13 protein-coding genes are annotated in these 15177 nt (G+C 63.7%); 5 read left to right on the forward strand and 8 right to left on the reverse strand.

Annotation, left to right across the window (positions count from 1 at the left end; translation table 11 throughout):
- Nucleotides 1–46 precede the first annotated feature (46 nt).
- From NKH05_RS07860 to gcvA, 4 genes are all read right to left on the reverse strand, one after another.
- Nucleotides 47–1351, reverse strand: a complete 1305-nt coding sequence (locus tag NKH05_RS07860) for an ABC transporter substrate-binding protein (protein WP_023718162.1) — start codon at nucleotides 1349–1351, stop codon at nucleotides 47–49.
- A gap of 163 nt (nucleotides 1352–1514) precedes the next feature.
- The gene (locus NKH05_RS07865; RefSeq protein ID WP_352484343.1) at nucleotides 1515–2957 is read right to left on the reverse strand and encodes a hypothetical protein; all 1443 of its coding nucleotides are present in this window, start codon (nucleotides 2955–2957) and stop codon (nucleotides 1515–1517) included.
- Between the two features lie 168 nt (nucleotides 2958–3125).
- On the reverse strand, nucleotides 3126–4430 hold the full coding sequence (pncB, locus tag NKH05_RS07870) for a nicotinate phosphoribosyltransferase (protein ID WP_352484344.1): 1305 nt from the start codon (nucleotides 4428–4430) through the stop codon (nucleotides 3126–3128).
- Nucleotides 4431–4622: 192 nt separating this feature from the next.
- The gene (gene gcvA / locus NKH05_RS07875; RefSeq protein WP_023722516.1) at nucleotides 4623–5597 is read right to left on the reverse strand and encodes a transcriptional regulator GcvA; all 975 of its coding nucleotides are present in this window, start codon (nucleotides 5595–5597) and stop codon (nucleotides 4623–4625) included.
- A 181-nt stretch (nucleotides 5598–5778) separates the two neighbouring features.
- On the opposite strand from gcvA, the gene speB reads away from it, so the two are divergent.
- The 4 genes from speB (at nucleotide 5779) to NKH05_RS07895 (ending at nucleotide 9107) form a co-directional block, all read left to right on the forward strand.
- On the forward strand, nucleotides 5779–6840 hold the full coding sequence (gene speB, locus NKH05_RS07880; protein ID WP_352484345.1) for an agmatinase: 1062 nt from the start codon (nucleotides 5779–5781) through the stop codon (nucleotides 6838–6840).
- 138 nt (nucleotides 6841–6978) lie between these two features.
- The gene (locus NKH05_RS07885; RefSeq protein WP_352484346.1) at nucleotides 6979–7788 is read left to right on the forward strand and encodes a transporter substrate-binding domain-containing protein; all 810 of its coding nucleotides are present in this window, start codon (nucleotides 6979–6981) and stop codon (nucleotides 7786–7788) included.
- A gap of 6 nt (nucleotides 7789–7794) precedes the next feature.
- Nucleotides 7795–8463, forward strand: coding sequence for an amino acid ABC transporter permease (locus tag NKH05_RS07890; RefSeq protein WP_023722519.1), 669 nt, complete (start codon nucleotides 7795–7797; stop codon nucleotides 8461–8463).
- Nucleotides 8460–9107, forward strand: coding sequence for an amino acid ABC transporter permease (locus NKH05_RS07895; RefSeq protein ID WP_352484347.1), 648 nt, complete (start codon nucleotides 8460–8462; stop codon nucleotides 9105–9107). Before NKH05_RS07890 ends, NKH05_RS07895 begins: the two co-directional genes overlap by 4 nt.
- A 16-nt stretch (nucleotides 9108–9123) precedes the next feature.
- Here the strand turns inward: NKH05_RS07895 and NKH05_RS07900 are convergent, their stop codons facing one another.
- The gene (locus NKH05_RS07900) at nucleotides 9124–10527 is read right to left on the reverse strand and encodes an MATE family efflux transporter (protein WP_352484348.1); all 1404 of its coding nucleotides are present in this window, start codon (nucleotides 10525–10527) and stop codon (nucleotides 9124–9126) included.
- Between the two features lie 229 nt (nucleotides 10528–10756).
- Between NKH05_RS07900 and NKH05_RS07905 the strand changes: the two genes are divergently transcribed.
- Nucleotides 10757–11338, forward strand: coding sequence for a histidine phosphatase family protein (locus NKH05_RS07905; RefSeq protein ID WP_352484358.1), 582 nt, complete (start codon nucleotides 10757–10759; stop codon nucleotides 11336–11338).
- 14 nt (nucleotides 11339–11352) lie between these two features.
- Here the strand turns inward: NKH05_RS07905 and NKH05_RS07910 are convergent, their stop codons facing one another.
- From NKH05_RS07910 to NKH05_RS07920, 3 genes are read right to left on the reverse strand one after another with little or no spacing between them, the layout of a single operon-like run.
- Nucleotides 11353–12939 (reverse strand): FGGY-family carbohydrate kinase, encoded by a 1587-nt coding sequence (locus NKH05_RS07910; RefSeq protein ID WP_352484349.1) that lies wholly within the window; start codon nucleotides 12937–12939, stop codon nucleotides 11353–11355.
- The gene (locus tag NKH05_RS07915) at nucleotides 12936–13619 is read right to left on the reverse strand and encodes an HAD family hydrolase (RefSeq protein WP_352484350.1); all 684 of its coding nucleotides are present in this window, start codon (nucleotides 13617–13619) and stop codon (nucleotides 12936–12938) included. The genes NKH05_RS07910 and NKH05_RS07915 overlap by 4 nt, the downstream gene beginning before the upstream one ends.
- A gap of 15 nt (nucleotides 13620–13634) precedes the next feature.
- The gene (locus NKH05_RS07920) at nucleotides 13635–15113 is read right to left on the reverse strand and encodes a mannitol dehydrogenase family protein (RefSeq protein ID WP_352484351.1); all 1479 of its coding nucleotides are present in this window, start codon (nucleotides 15111–15113) and stop codon (nucleotides 13635–13637) included.
- Nucleotides 15114–15177: the final 64 nt, after the last annotated feature.

Here is a 15177-nt window from a genome sequence, read left to right on the forward strand (position 1 = left end):
CCAGAGGGGGGTGTCTTGGCGCTCACGCTTGCTGCAGCAGCCAAGCTCACAGCGCCTGCGTCGTGTAATCCCCTTCCGGCTCGTAGAGGCCGTCCTCGATCTTGGTCTTGTGGACGACATTCAGCCGGCCGCCTTCGACCTTGGAGATGTTCTGGATACCAAAACACTGGTGGATCTTGCCGTTGAAGGTTTTCGGTCCCTGCGGATGCTCGGGCCCCTCGGCGAACTCGGTCAACGCCTCGGTCGCCTCGACCAGCTTGGCGCGGTCTTCCGGGCCCTTATAGCCGGCATCCTCCATCGCCTTCTTGACGACGTAGAGCGTTTCCCAGCAGCCGAACATGTGCGCGGCGGTGGAGACGTCCTTGGGATCGCCGACAGATGCACCATTGTCGTCGATGCCGACGGCGGCACGATAGGCCTTCTGTGCAGGGGAGTCATCGGGCTGCGCATAACGTGGCGAGCCTTCCCAGAAATGGCTGCCGTCGAGGAATTCGAGGCCGGGGCTGTTGATGTCGGTGGCTTCGAGCGAATCGATGAAGCCGAACAATTGCGGCCGGTTGGAGCCGTAGAACTCGCCGAGTTCCTTGACGAAGGTGAGCACCGCCGGGCCGACCATGACGTGGTAAATCACCTCGGTCTCGGCCGGGATCTGCGGAAAATATTTGGTGAAGGAGGATTCCGTCGGCGGGATGGCGATCTGCGCGATGACCTCGGCGCCTTGCGCCTTCAGCGCCGGCGGCAGGTAGTCGCGATGATCGTAGCCGAAAGCGAAATCGGGGAATATCTGCGTCACCTTCTTGCCGGCATTGGCGGCAATCCACGGCGCCATCGACTGGATCTGGCTCTTCACGTCGGTGATGCCGGGCTGGAAGACGTAGCGGTTCAATTTGGTCGACGCGACGTGGTGACCTTCACTGACGACGAAATAGGGCATCTTGGCCTCGCCGGCGGCCGGCGCCGAGCCGATGACGACATGCGAAAACAGCGTGCCGTAGACGATGTCGGTCTTGTGCTGGGAGGCGAATTTGCCGACCACTTCGGCGCCCCGGCCGGGATCGGTGCCGTCATCCTCGATGATCACCTCGACCGGCCGGCCGTTGATGCCGCCGGCATCGTTGATCGCCTTGACCGCCGCGGCCGTGGTCTTCTCGTACCAGCGGCCATAGGCGGCGCCGATGCCGGTGCGGTGCGACTGGAAGCCGATCTTGATCGGCGCCGAGCTCTGCGCCTGGCTGTAGCGCACGAAGCCCGGCGCGACGGCAAGACCGGCGCCGGCGGCAAGGACCTTCAGCGCCGTGCGGCGGGTGAGAGCGGATCTGGAGAGATCGAAAAACCCATTCTTGTCAGTCACGGCAGTTCCCCTTGTTTTTGAGCTTTGACCAATGGCTGTAGCGAGGCGGGCCACTCTTGCTAAGAGGGCCGAAAATTGCATGTGTACAAACTAAATCACCAAAGCTCTGACGTGGCAAGCGAGCTTTCCCCAAGGTTCGATTGACGGGCATCGCGCATCTCGTTCACCCGGCGGTTGGCGTCGCAAGCAGCCACAAGCCGAAGACGGTGTAGGCGATCATCAGCGCGGTGAGCGGGAACTGGCTGAGCGCGGCGCGAGCGGGAACGGGATGCAGCCGCCCGGCCAAACCGTGGGCGACAAGCACTGCAAACATGTGACCGGCTATGATGACGCCGGCCTGGAGGTTCCACAGCCACCAGGCCGAGCCGGCGCCGGCGACGACGCCGGCTTCAATTGGCATGTCGGCGGTACCGAACAGGTTCCAGCCCAGCGCAAACGGGTCGGAGAGCGCGGCAATCGCATATTGGCCGTCGACCAGCAGCGCCGTCAGATAGTGCGCGAAGTGGTAGGCGAGCGCGATCGGCACGATCGACCGGACCAGCAGCCCTGCGGCGTGAGCGAGGGAATGCTTGCTGCCGGCAAGGTGCTGGCCAAGAAAGACGGCAAGCGCGAACACGGCCGCAAGCACAACAAAGGTCAGCACAAGGCCGAAACTGCCGATGCCGATCAAGGCGGTGCGTCCCGGAAACTCCAGCGGATTGATGCCGAACCGGCCTAGCCAGAAGAAGGTTTTCGACAGGCCGTCGAAGGATACCGACGACAGCGCAAGCAGCAGGAAAGCGACGCCGCTGAGCGACAGCGGCGCAACCTCGAGCAGCTTAGCGCCCGGCCAGCAGAGTTTGAGCCGGCCGTCCTCGTTGCGTTCGACAATGGCGAAGCGCGCCACCATCGAAAAGAACACTGTCAGGAACTCACCGCTGCGGGTCCAGCCGCGGTAGCCGAAGACCTGCATGGCCGCGAAGCTTAGCAGCCAGTAGACGCCGGCGGCCCAGGCCAGCCGCGCCGGGTCATCGGGCGCCGGGTCGATCAGCTCGAACCAGGCGAAGGCGAAGAACAGCACGAAAGCCGGCCAATAGCCGAGCCACTGGGGCGGCCGCCGTGGCTCGGTTCTGTCGGACAGGCGCGAGACGACGCGGCAAGGCCCGTACCACGGATTGAGCCACGACCAGAGATCGCCGCCGAGCCCTTGCAGCAAAGCCAGCCCAACCCAGAGCAATGTCCATACGGTCAGCGGCAGCGGATTGGAGAGCGGATCGCGGCTACCGAACAGGCCGGCGGCAATGAGAATTGCAAAGCCGGCAAAGGATATCAGGCTGACGGCAGTCCGCGCGCCGTCGCCGAAGGTGAAAAGCGGCAGGCGTTTGTGCCAGAAGCGGTCGAGGGAGTCCGGCCGCAGTAGCGCCAGGACAAGGAAACTGGCGGCGACGGCGAGCGCGCCACCGGCGAGGTAGTAGCCGGTGGGAAGCAGTAGCACGTAGCCGCGGTCGGAGGCATGGGCGAAGGCGGGCGCGGGTGACAGGAGAGCCACCGAAGCAACGAGGCCGGGAAAGGGCCTGATTGCAGAAATGCAGCGCTCTGCGGCGCCCCCCTCTGTCCTGCCGGACATCTCCCCCACTTGGGGGGAGATCGGCGGTTCCGCCGTCGGCTCTCCTTCTGCAACTTTAGCGATTGGCGAAAGCAGCAATGAGGGCGCAATCTCCCCCCTCGTGGGGGAGATGTCCGGTAGGACAGAGGCGGGCGAGAAGGAACTCATACTACGCAAGAGTTCCCTACCTCACACCTTCACCAACTGCTCCACGCGGTCCTTCTGGCCGAAAATGCGCAGATAGCGCTCGATCTCTTTCTCGTCGCCTGTCGACTTGGCCGGATTGTCGGAAAGCTTGACCGCCGGCCTGCCATTGGCCTCGGTGACCTTGCAGACCAGCGAGATGGCGTCGAGCCGGTTGGTCTCGGTCGGTGCGCAGCCTTCGAAATCATTGGTCAGGTTGGTGCCCCAGCCGAAGGACATGCGCACCTTGCCGCGGAAGTGGCGGTAGGTCTCCTCGATGGTCTCGACCTCAAGCCCGTCGGAGAAGATGAGCAGCTTCTGCTTGGGGTCCTTGCCCTTTTCGCGCCACCAGGAAATGATCTTCTCGCCGCCCTCGATCGGCGGCGCGCTGTCGGGGCGGAAGCCGGTCCAGTCGGCGACCCAGTCCGGCGCATCGCGCAGGAACGCCGCGGTGCCGAAGGTGTCCGGCAGCACGATCAGCAAATTGCCGCCGTAGTAGCGCTGCCAGTCCTGCAACACCTTATAGGGCGACTGCTTCAATTCCTTTTCCGAATTGGTGAGCGCGGCGAACACCATCGGCAGCTCATGCGCGTTGGTGCCGAGCGCTTCGAGGTCGTTGTCCATGGCGAGCAGGACGTTGGAGGTGCCGGTAAAGGCCTCGCCGATGCCCTCCTTCAACGCTTCGACGCACCAGCGCTGCCACAGGAACGAATGACGGCGGCGGGTGCCGAAATCCGAGATGCGGATGCCGGGCAGCGCCTTCAGCCGCTCGGTCTTGGCCCACATCTTGGCCTTGGCGCGGGCATAGAGCACGTCGAGCGCGAACGGCCCGAACGCCCGCATGGCCGCGCGAGATCGAAGTTCATTGATAATTGCCAGCGCCGGGATCTCCCACAGCGTCGTGTACATCCACGGGCCGCTGAAGGCGAGTTCGTATTGGCCGTCGCGCCTGGAGAGCTCGTATTCGGGCAGCCGGAAATTTTCCAGCCAGGCGAGGAATTCCGGTTCGAAGATCTGCTTGCGGCCATAGAAGGTGTTGCCGCCGAGCCAGATCATCTCTTTCTTCGAGAAGCGCAAGGTGCGGGCATGGTCGAGCTGCTCGCGCAGCTCCGTCTCGTCGATCTCCTCGGCAAGGCGGACCGAGGTGGTACGGTTGATCAGCGAGAAGGTGGCGTCGACCTTGGGATACATGCCCCAGATCATCTGCAGCATCAGAAGCTTGTAGAAATCGGTGTCGAGCAAGCTACGCACGATCGGGTCGAGCTTCCAGGTGTGGTTGTAGACGCGCCGCGCTATATCGGTCTTTGCCATCGCTCAATGCGCCTTCGCTGCTCGTTCTAGCTTTTGTCTAGCGCAATTCCGGACGGAAAACCGCTGCGCACTTTTCCTGGAATTGCTCCAAATGCCTCTTAGCATCGAATTTTTGAACGCGCCTCCCGCTTTGCGGGCTGGCCCGACAAAAAGAAGCCCCTGCGGCAAGCGGCGCCCACGGCAGTTTCGGCCTCAGGATGCGGTCTTGGCGCCGACCACCTTGAGCGCTGGACGCTTGCGGCGAAAGCCGATGCGGCCTGCCACCGGCGCGTCGGCGCGGCGATCGGCCTGCTCTTTCTCGGCAAACAGCCAGTCGATGAACAATTGCACGATCGGCGCCGACCGCATCTCGTTGCGGCAGACGACGTAGAAATCGTCGACGGCCGGCACGGAAAGGCTGAATGGCGCGACAAGCAGACCCCTGGCGAGCAGTCCGCTTGCCGTCACCGTGTCGCCGAGCGCCACGCCATGGCCGTGGACTGCGGCCTCGGTCGCCATGCGCGCGTCGCCGAGATGGTGGCGGCGGCCGCGCTCCAGGTCCAGCGCATCGGCGGCGGCCAGCCAGGTGTGCCATTCGCGGCCGTCGTCGCCATGCAGGAAGACGTGATCGGCGAGGTCGCGGACGGTGCGGATCGGGCGGTTGTTGATCAGCGTCGGGCTGACCACCGGGAACAGTTCGAGACCCGACCATTTGCGCATCCAGCAATCGGTCCAGCTGCCGTCACCATAGTGCACGCAGACATCGATATGCGGTGCGCGGACGTCCTTGGCATCATTGGATGGGATCAGCGTCAGCCGGATATCCGGATATTGCGAAGTGAAGCTGCCCAGCCGCGGGATCATCCACAGCAATAGCAGCGCCGGCACGCAGGATACCGATAGCGCGCCGGTGCTGGCCGGCCGTGTCATGCGCTGCGTGGCGGCGGCAATGCCGTCGAAGGCTGTCGACACCGCCGGCAGCAATTCGGCGCCGTGCGGCGTCAGCTTCACCCGCTGGCCGGCACGCTCGAACAGCTTGACGCCCAACGATTGCTCGAGCGCCTTGATCTGATGGCTGATGGCACCGTGGGTGACGTTCAGCTCGGCCGCCGCCTTGGTCAGCGAGGCATGGCGCGCCGTCGCCTCGAAGGCGCGCAGCGGGTTGAGCGGTGGCAAACGCTTGGCCATTTGGAACCTAAGCTCTGTGAGATTTTCTCACAGCGAACACCCTAACAATATCAATTGATTTTTCAATGCAGCTACAGGACACTTTGCCCAAGCATTGCATCAAGACGTGAAATCTGCAGGCAGCCAACGGCTGCGGCTATCGAGGCCGCCGTCCGCGCTGCACCAGCCATGGAGGACCGACATGGGTTATGACCGCGGCAAGCTCGAAGCGCTGCGCCGCAAATACGGCGAGAGCCATGGCGGCGAAATGTTCGACCCGAAATTCCAGCGTGTCGCCGACAAGATCTTCTCCAAGACCGGCACGCGGCTGGCGCCCTATTCCGGCATCCCGACCTTCCTCGCGGCGCCCTATCGTGAAATCGCCGCCGACAATCCGGATTTCGGCGACCTTCAGGTGGCGATGATCGGTGTGCCGATGGATCTGGGCGTCACCAACCGGCCGGGCGCCCGTTTCGGGCCAAGGGCGCTGCGCGCCATCGAGCGCATCGGCCCCTACAATCATGTGCTGGAATGCGCACCGACGCATGAGCTGAAAGTCGCCGACATTGGCGACGTGCCGTTCCAGAGCCGCTACCGGCTGGAGACCAGCCATGACGACATCGAACGCCGCACCAACCAGATCGTCGACGCCGGCGTCCTGCCCTTGTCTGTCGGCGGCGACCATTCGATCAGCCACCCGATCCTGAAGGCTGTCGGCAAGAAGGCGCCGGTGGGCATGATCCATATCGATGCCCATTGCGACACCAGCGGCCTGTTCGACATGACCAAGTTCCACCATGGCGGTCCGTTCCGCAACGCGGTGCTGGACGGCGTGCTCGACCCGAGCCGCACCATCCAGATCGGCATTCGCGGCTCGGCCGAGTACCTTTGGGAGTTCACCTATGAGTCCGGCATGACCGTGGTGCATGCCGAAGAGGTGACCGGCCTCGGCATTCCCGCCATTATCGAGAAGGCGCGCAGGATAGTCGGCGACGGCCCGACCTATGTCTCCTTCGATATCGACAGCGTCGATCCTGCCTTCGCGCCGGGCACCGGCACGCCGGAGGTCGGCGGGCTGACGACGCGCGAAGTGCTCGAGCTGCTGCGCGGCCTGAAGGGCCTCAATATCGTCGGCGGCGACGTCGTCGAGGTGGCGCCGCAATATGACGCGACCACCAACACGGCGCATGCCGGCGCGCAGGTGCTGTTCGAGATCCTCAGCCTGATGGTCTTCAGCCCGGCAATCACCAGCAAGGCGGGCTGACACGCTCGACCATGATCCCGAAAAGTGGGAACCGGTTTTCGGAGACGATCATGGTCCACTAGAAAATCCCAAAGGCGACCGCCGCGCTGGAGCCGGCGGTTACACTCACACAAACAAGCTTCCAGCAGGGGAACGACAATGACACTTCACATGAAACTCAAATCATCCATCGCCGCCGTGCTGATGCTCGGAGCAACCGGCTTTGGTTTCACTACCCAGGCCGCCAATGCCGACGCTATCGACGACATCACCAAGGCCGGCGCCATCAATGTCGGCATCTTTTCCGATTTCCCACCCTTCTCCTCGGCCAGCGCCGACATGAGCATCAAGGGCTACGACATCGACGTGGCGCAATCCATCGCCGACCAGCTCAAGGTCAAGCTCAATCTGGTCAGCGTGACCGGCCAGAACCGCATCCCATATCTTACCGACAAGCGCGTCGACCTGCTGATGAGCGTCGGCTATTCCAAGGAGCGTGAGCAGGTGATCGATTTCGCCGCCGCCTACGCGCCTTACTACATCGCCGTCATCGGCCCGGCAGCACTTGCGGTCAAAGGCAAGGAAGACCTTGCCGACAAGTCGATCGCCGTCAATCGCGGCACGCTGGAGGACACCTCGCTGACCGAGGCAGCACCCGCCTCGGCCGACATCCGCCGCTTCGACAACTACAATTCCGTCATCCAGGCCTTCATTTCGGGCCAGACCCAGCTGATGGTGGTCGGCAACGATGTCGGCGCCCAGGTGCTCGCCCGCCAGGAGGCGCTGAAGCCGGAACAGAAATTCCAGCTTCTCACCTCGCCATCGCATATCGGCCTCAACAAGAAGGAAGACCGCCTCAAGCAAGCGGTCAACGATGCGGTTGCCAAGATGCTGGCCGACGGCAAACTGGACGAAAGCTCGAAGGCCTGGCTGAAGACACCGCTCGATCCCGCCAATCTCAAGGATTGACGGCTGGTGACCTATAGCCTCGACTTCGGCTGGCTTGCCGGGGCGACAGGGGCGATCGCGCGCGGCGCGGCCACGACGATCCTGTTGATCGCCGTGACCACGCTGGCGGGAACGTTGCTCAGCATCCTCGGCGCCGCAGGGCGGCGGAACGGCCCGCTGCTGCTCAAGCGGGCGATCGGCGTCTATGTCGAGGTGATCCGCAACACGCCGTTCCTGGTGCAGCTGTTCTTCATCTTCTTCGGGCTGCCAAGCATCGGCGTGAGGCTCGATCCCGTGCTGGCAGCCATGCTGGCGATGACGCTCAACATGGCGGCGTACACGATCGAGATCGTTGGCGCCGGACTCGACGCGGTGCCGCCCGGGCAGACGGAAGCGGCAATGGCGCTTGGGCTCAGGCCGCGCCAGGTCTTCATCAAGATCGTGCTGCCGCAGGCGCTCAAGGTGATCTATCCGGCGCTGACCAGCCAGATCGTCATCATGATGCTGGAATCCGCCGTCGTGTCGCAGATCGCGGTGCGCGAGCTGACCTACGAGGCCGACATGCTGCAGGCGCGCACGTTCCGGGCTTTCGAGACCTATTTCGTGGTGACGGTGGTCTATCTCATCCTGTCGATTGGGCTGCGCCGTCTGCTGATTGGCGGCGGACGCCGGCTTCTCGGAGCCGGCGTATCATGATCGAATTCACCTTCTGGGATATTCTGCGCAACCTGCTGCTGGCGGCGCGCTGGACGGTGCTGTTGTCGTTGGCTGCCTTTGTCGGCGGCGCCGTGGTCGGCATGATCGTGCTGTTCCTCCGGATCGCCAAGAATAAATGGGCGCGCCGGTTTGCCTCCGGCTACATCGCGCTTTTCCAGGGCACGCCGCTGCTGATGCAGCTCTTCCTGATGTTCTTCGGCTTGCCGATGCTGGGCCTGCGCATCGAGCCGTGGACCGCGGCGGTGCTTGGCCTGACCTTCTTTGCCAGCGCCTATCTCGCCGAGATCTGGCGCGGCGGCGTCGATGCATTGCCACGCGGCCAGTGGGACGCCGGCGCCAGCCTCGGCCTGCACTATCTGCAGGAACTCCGGCTGATCATCCTGCCGCAGGCGTTTTCGATCACCCGCGCGCCGACCGTCGGCTTCCTGGTGCAGCTGATCAAGTCGACCGCGCTGACCTCGATCATCGGTTTCGAGGAGCTGGTGAGGACATCCAACGCAATCAACAATGCGACCTTCGAACCGTTCAAAGTCTACGGGCTGGTAGCGCTGATCTTCTTCGTCATGTGCTTTCCGCTGACGCAATACGCACGTTCGCTCGAGCAGCGGGCGGCGGCCCGCTGAGCGGGCGACCAGCAATTCAACGCCCGAACACCAGCGGCGGCGCGATCCTGTCCCGCCGCAGCCAGCGTCCCAGCAGGAGCGCGGCGACCACCGCCAGCCCGGACGACAGGCCGATCCAGATGCCGACGCCGTTGAAGCCGAAATGGAAGGCGAGCAGCACGCCGAGCGGCAGGCCGATGCCCCAATAGCCGATCGCGGCATAGATCATCGGTACCTTGGTGTCGTGCAGGCCGCGCAGCATGCCGCTGGCGACCGCCTGCGCACCGTCAAAAACCTGGAACAGCGCGGCAAAGGCGAGGAACGACACGGCAAGCGCCACCACCTCGGCATTAGCCGGATTGCCCAGATCGATGAAGGCGCCGATCAAGAGATGCGGCCACAGGATCATCACCAGCCCCATCAGCGCCATGAAGGAGACACCGACGACATACGCGGTCCAGCCGGCCCGGCTGACACCTTCCGGATTGCCGGCGCCGTGGGCAAGTCCGACGCGCACCGTCACCGCCTGGTTGAGGCCGAGCGGCACCATGAAGGTGATCGAGGCGATCTGGATGGCGATCGCATGGGCGGCAAGCGAAGCCGCATCGATCAGGCCCATGAGAAAGGCCGCCGCGTTGAAAATCGTCACCTCAAACGCCAGCAGGCCGGCGATCGGCAGGCCGAGCCGCAGCAGGCCCTTGAAGCGCGGCCAATCGGCCCGCCAGAAGCGTCCGAACAGACGATAGCGCCGGAATTTCTTCTCAAGCATCACCACCGCCGCCATGCCGGCGAACATTAACGTGCTGGACAGCGTGGTGGCGAGGCCGGAGCCGGCGATGCCCATCGATTGGATGCCGAGATTGCCGAACATGAACAGCCAGTTGAAAAAGGCGTTGCAGGCGACGGCAACGAAAACGATGATCAGTGCCCAGCCCGGCCGCTCCAGCGCCGAAATGAACGAGCGCAGGACGATGTAGCCGAAAAAGGGCAGCACCGCCCATTCGAGCCAGCGCAGATAGATGCCGGCCTGATGCGCCAGCGCCGGTTCCTGACCCATGGCCAGCAACACGGCCTCGCCGTGCCAGAGAAAGACCCAGATCGGAATGCAAATGAGGATCGCCAGCCACAGACCCTGGCGCACGGTGCGGCGCAGGTCGCGCACCGAGTGGCGGCGACGGCCGAGCTCGGTCGCCATCATCGGCGAGGTCGCCAGCATCAATCCAAGTCCAAAGATCAGCGGCATGAAGTAAAGGTTGGCACCAAGCGCACCGCTGGCCAGCGTGTCCGGCCCCAGCCGCCCCATCATCATGACGTCGGTAGCGGTCATCGCGGTCTGACCGAGATTGGTCAGCACCATCGGCCAGGCGAGCGCCAGCATCGCCCTGATTTCCCGACGCCAAAGGTTTTCCGGCGCGCGAGCGTCGGCTTCGATCGCAGACATTTTTTCCGCCTATCCGATTGCGGCACGTCGGCAAGAGCCGGAAGCCGCGTCTCAGCGCGGAAAATGGCCAAGATCGGCCGGATTCCGCATTACGACGGGTTTGTCTATGAAATGGGCACCGGTGGCAAGAGGCTGACTTGCGGAAGGGTTAAGCCAGTCGGCTCAATGCAGGCTATTGGAGAGGCCATGGAAGCCGCTATGGTCACGGTGGATTCCTTTGAAAGGCAGCCTGATGAGCGCGTTTCCCGAAATCTATCTGGTTCGGCATGGCGAGACGGAATGGAGTGCGTCCGGAAAACATACCGGCCGGACCGACATACCGCTGACGCCGGCCGGCGAGGATGCGGCAAGGCGGGTCACTGAGCGGCTAAAGGGTCTATCCTTCTCGGCGATGTGGTCGAGCCCGTCGCAGCGCGCCTTCAACACCTGTGCGCTGGCCGGCTTCGGCTCGTCAGGCGTGAAGAAGGACGATCTGGCGGAGTGGGATTATGGTGCTTATGAGGGATTGACCACCAAGCAAATCCTCGCCGAGCGTCCCGGTTGGCGGCTCTTTCGCGACGGCTGCCCGCGCGGCGAGTCCGCCACGGATGTAGGCTCGAGGGCGGACCGGATCGTCAGCCAGTTGCTCGAGGCCAGCGGCAATGTCCTGGTCTTCTCAAGTTCGCATTTCCTGAGGGTGCTAGCCGCACGCTGGCTCGGCCTGCCACCGCAAGACGGCGCGCTTTTCGTGCTGGATACCGCCAGCGTAAGCGTGATCGGTTATGAGCACGGCCTTGACGAACCGGTCGTCCGGCGCTGGAACCAGAGATAGCCGCCGATCCCGATCTATCGGATCGCGTCCAGCGCCTGCCTTTGCCGATGCATCTCGAGAAACACGCGGTAGTCGCGATCGAACCGGCCGGCGGCAGCCGGATTGGGCTCGCGCGTCCTGCCGCCTTGCTGCATAGCGACGCAAGCGGCGTTCAAATCGGGAAAAAGCCTGGCAGCGGTGGCGGCAATCATGCCGGTGCCGAGCAGCACCGCCTCGTCCGCCAGCGGCTCGACCACCGTGCATCCGGTGGCGTCGGCATAGAGCTCCATCAGCAAGGGGTTCTTGGTGTGGCCGCCGGTGACATGCAGCGTGTCGATCAGATAGCCGTTCTCGTTCAGCGCCTCCAGCACATGGCGGACGCCAAGCGCGATGCTGACGGCGGTGCGCCAATAGAGCTTGCACAGACTGTCGAAGGACGAATCCAGCGTCAGCCCGCTGATGACGCCTACGGCATGCGGGTCGGCGAGCGGCGAGCGGTTACCGTGAAAATCGGGCAGCACATGCAGCCTGGCGGCGAGGTTGTCTCCTTCAGCGGCGCGCAGCTCGGCGACGCGGCGGGCGATCCTGGCATGCATGGCGGCATCCGGCTCGCCGCCGGCGCCATGCCAGCGGATGATGTGATCGAGCAGCGCGCCGGTGGCCGACTGGCCGCCTTCCGACAGCCACAGGCCGGGAAGGGCGGCGCCATAATAGGGCCCCCAGACACCGGCGAAAGGCTGCGGATCGGGCGACATAGCCATGACGCAACTCGACGTGCCGGCAATCAGAGCCAGATGGCGGCCGATGTTCGTCGCGTCACCGGCGAAACCGCCGAGTACCCCGAGCGCGCCCGCATAGGCATCGATGACGCCGGCGCCGACCCGGCATTTTTCGGTGAGGCCAAGCTCCGTCGCGGCTTGCGCGCCGAGCGGGCCGATATCGGCACCGACCGGGCTTGCCTTTTCCGGCAGATTGCCGTGCTCAAAGATATCGCCGAGCCCGACGGCTTGGAAAAAGTCGTGCCGCCAGCCGGTGTTTTCGTGCGCCAGATAGGTCCATTTGGCGGTCAGCGTGCATTGCGAGCGGGCGAGCGAACCGGTCGCCTTCCAGGTCAGAAAGTCGGTGAGGTCGAATAGATAGCCGGCTTCGTTCCATGTCCCGGGCAGATTGCGCTTCAGCCACATCAGCTTCGGCGTCACCATTTCCGGCGACATCACGCCGCCGATGTAGCCGAGCACGGCATGGCCGCTTTCCGTGCATTCATCGGCCTCGGCAATGGCGCGATGGTCAAGCCAGACGATGGTGTCCCAGCGTCTTTCGCCTGATACCGACACGCTGAGCTGGCCGCCATGCCGGTCTCGCACCACCAGCGAGCAGGTGGCGTCAAAGGAGATGCCGACGATATCCTCACCCTTCACGCGCGCCTTTTCGCGGGCAGCGCGTACGGCAATGCACACCGCCGACCAGATATCCTGCGAATCGTGCTCGGCGTGATCGGCCTTCGGCTGTTTCATGGCAATCGGGTGCTCGGCGCGGCCGAGCAAGGCGCCAGCGGTATCGAGAATGCCCGCACGGGCGCTTCCGGTGCCGACATCGACCGCGCAAACGAAACTGTTGGTCAAGGTGTTCTTGCTCTCGCTCCCAGGCCTGCAATCAGATCGGGCAATTGCAGCATGTCAGCGAATATAAAGTCCGGCTCACTCGACGCAAGCCGCGCTTTCAATGCCGGGTTGCCGGTGTGCGAGCCCCCGGTGAAGGCAAGGACGCGCATGCCTGCCACCCGCGCCGCTTGGATGCCGGCCGGGCTGTCCTCGACGACGAGGCAGTTTCGCGGGTCCGCTCCCATTTTAGCAGCCGCATGGAGAAAAAGATCGGGCGCCGGTTTGCCCCGCGCCACCATGGCAGCGCTGAACAAATGCGGCTCCAGCAGCCCAAGCAACCCCGTAACCTTGAGCGCATAGCGGATCCGCTCCAGCGTGCCGGAGGAGGCGACGCAGCACGGCACGCCGAGCTTCGGCAGGACCTGTGCCATGCCTGGCATCGGTTTCAGCTCCTGGCGAAACTTGCGCATCAGTTCGGAGCGCATCTCGGTCAGATGCTGGTCGGTGAGATCGAGCCCGAAGTCGCTTGCGAGGATTTCGCGGACGCTCTTCATGCTCTTGCCGAGGAAGTGCTCGTAGGCAACGTCCTCGCTGACGTTGCCGCCGGCAAGCGCGATCATCTCCAGCAATGCCGAGACGGACAGCATCTCGCTATCCACCAGCACGCCGTCACAGTCGAAAATGACCAGTTCAGGCGTCATCGCGCTGGATCGGCTTCAGAGGTCGCCGGCGAGATAGCGCGTCAGTGTCGCGCGCGCGCCGTCCGCCCACAGCGATTTGAGCGCATGGGCGAAGGCTTCGGCGAACGGCGGCGAGCGGCCGACATCGCCATAGATGTCCTCCATGGCAAGCCAGGCGGCAGGCATGTCCCTGGCCGCCTTGGCCGTCCCCTGCAACCGGCCCCAGTTCGGGTCGTTGGGCTCGGTGACGGCACCGGAATCCGTGGTGCCGAAGCAGTAGCGACACCAGAGCGCAGATTCCAGCGCCAGGCCGGTGACACTTTTGCCAGCCTTCAGCCGGTCAGCGATGGTCGGAATGATGAATTTCGGCTGGCGGTTAGAGCCGTCGAGGCAAAGCCGGCGTATGGTGTCGCCGATCTTCGGATTGGAGAAGCGGTGCTCGATGAGCTGGTAGTAATCTTCGAGGTCGGTGTCCGGAACCGGCGGCACGGTCGGGATGATTTCGTCATGCTCGAGCTTGTCGAGGAAGCCGCGTACCAGCGGCTCCTGCATCGCCTCATGGACGAAATGGATGTCCATCAGCCCGGCCGGATAGGCGATGGTCGCATGGCCGCCATTGAGGATGCGGATCTTCATCAGCTCATAGGGCGCGACATCGCTGACGAACTGCACGCCGACCTGTTCCAGCGGCGGCCTTCCATCGGTGAAACGGTCCTCCAGCACCCATTGCTTGAACGGCTCGCAAAACACCGGCCAATTGTCGTCGAGACCGAACTCGCTGGAGAGAATGCCGCGCTCGCGATCGGTGGTGGCCGGGGTGATGCGGTCGACCATGCCATTGGGAAAGGCCACGTTTTCGTTCACCCAATTTGCCAGATCCTCGTCGATCAGCCGCGCCAGGCCGATAACGCCATCGGAAGTGACGTGGCCGTTGTGGGGGATGTTGTCGCAGGACATGATGGTGAAGGGCACGATGCCATCGGCGCGGCGGCGCAGCAGCCCAGCGAGGATGAGGCCGAAGACGGTCTTCGGCGTCGCCCCCGGCTCAGCGTCGGCAACGATGTCGGGATGCGTCGGATTGAACACGCCAGAAGCCGGATCGATAAAATAGCCGCCCTCGGTGATGGTCAGGGAAACGATCTTGATCGCCGGATCGGCAAGCCGCTCGACGATTGCGGTCGCTTCGCCCGGCATCAGGAAATCGATCATAACGCCGGTGACGCGCGCGCTCATATGGCCGCTGTCCTGCTCGACCACGGTGGTCAGCCAGTCCTGTTCCTGCAGCTTGCCGCGGCCGACCTTCTCGCCCTCGAAGACGCCGGCGCCAACGATGGCCCAGTCGTGGCCGACGCCCGAATTGAAGAGGTCGTCGAGATAGACGGCCTGATGCGAGCGATGGAAATTGCCGACGCCGAAATGCACGATGCCGGCCTTGAGCGCGGCGCGATCGTATTTCGGGCCGGCGATCTTGGGCGGAAGCTTGGCGAGTATGGAAGAAGAGAGTTTCACGGACATCTGCTTTTACCCTTTAGCGGGACGGCTCTTCCCCCCGTTGGAGGAGACGGGGAGAAGAGCGCCT

It is taken from the genome of Mesorhizobium sp. M1399 (genome assembly GCF_040317735.1).
Taxonomy (GTDB): Bacteria; Pseudomonadota; Alphaproteobacteria; order Rhizobiales; family Rhizobiaceae; genus Mesorhizobium.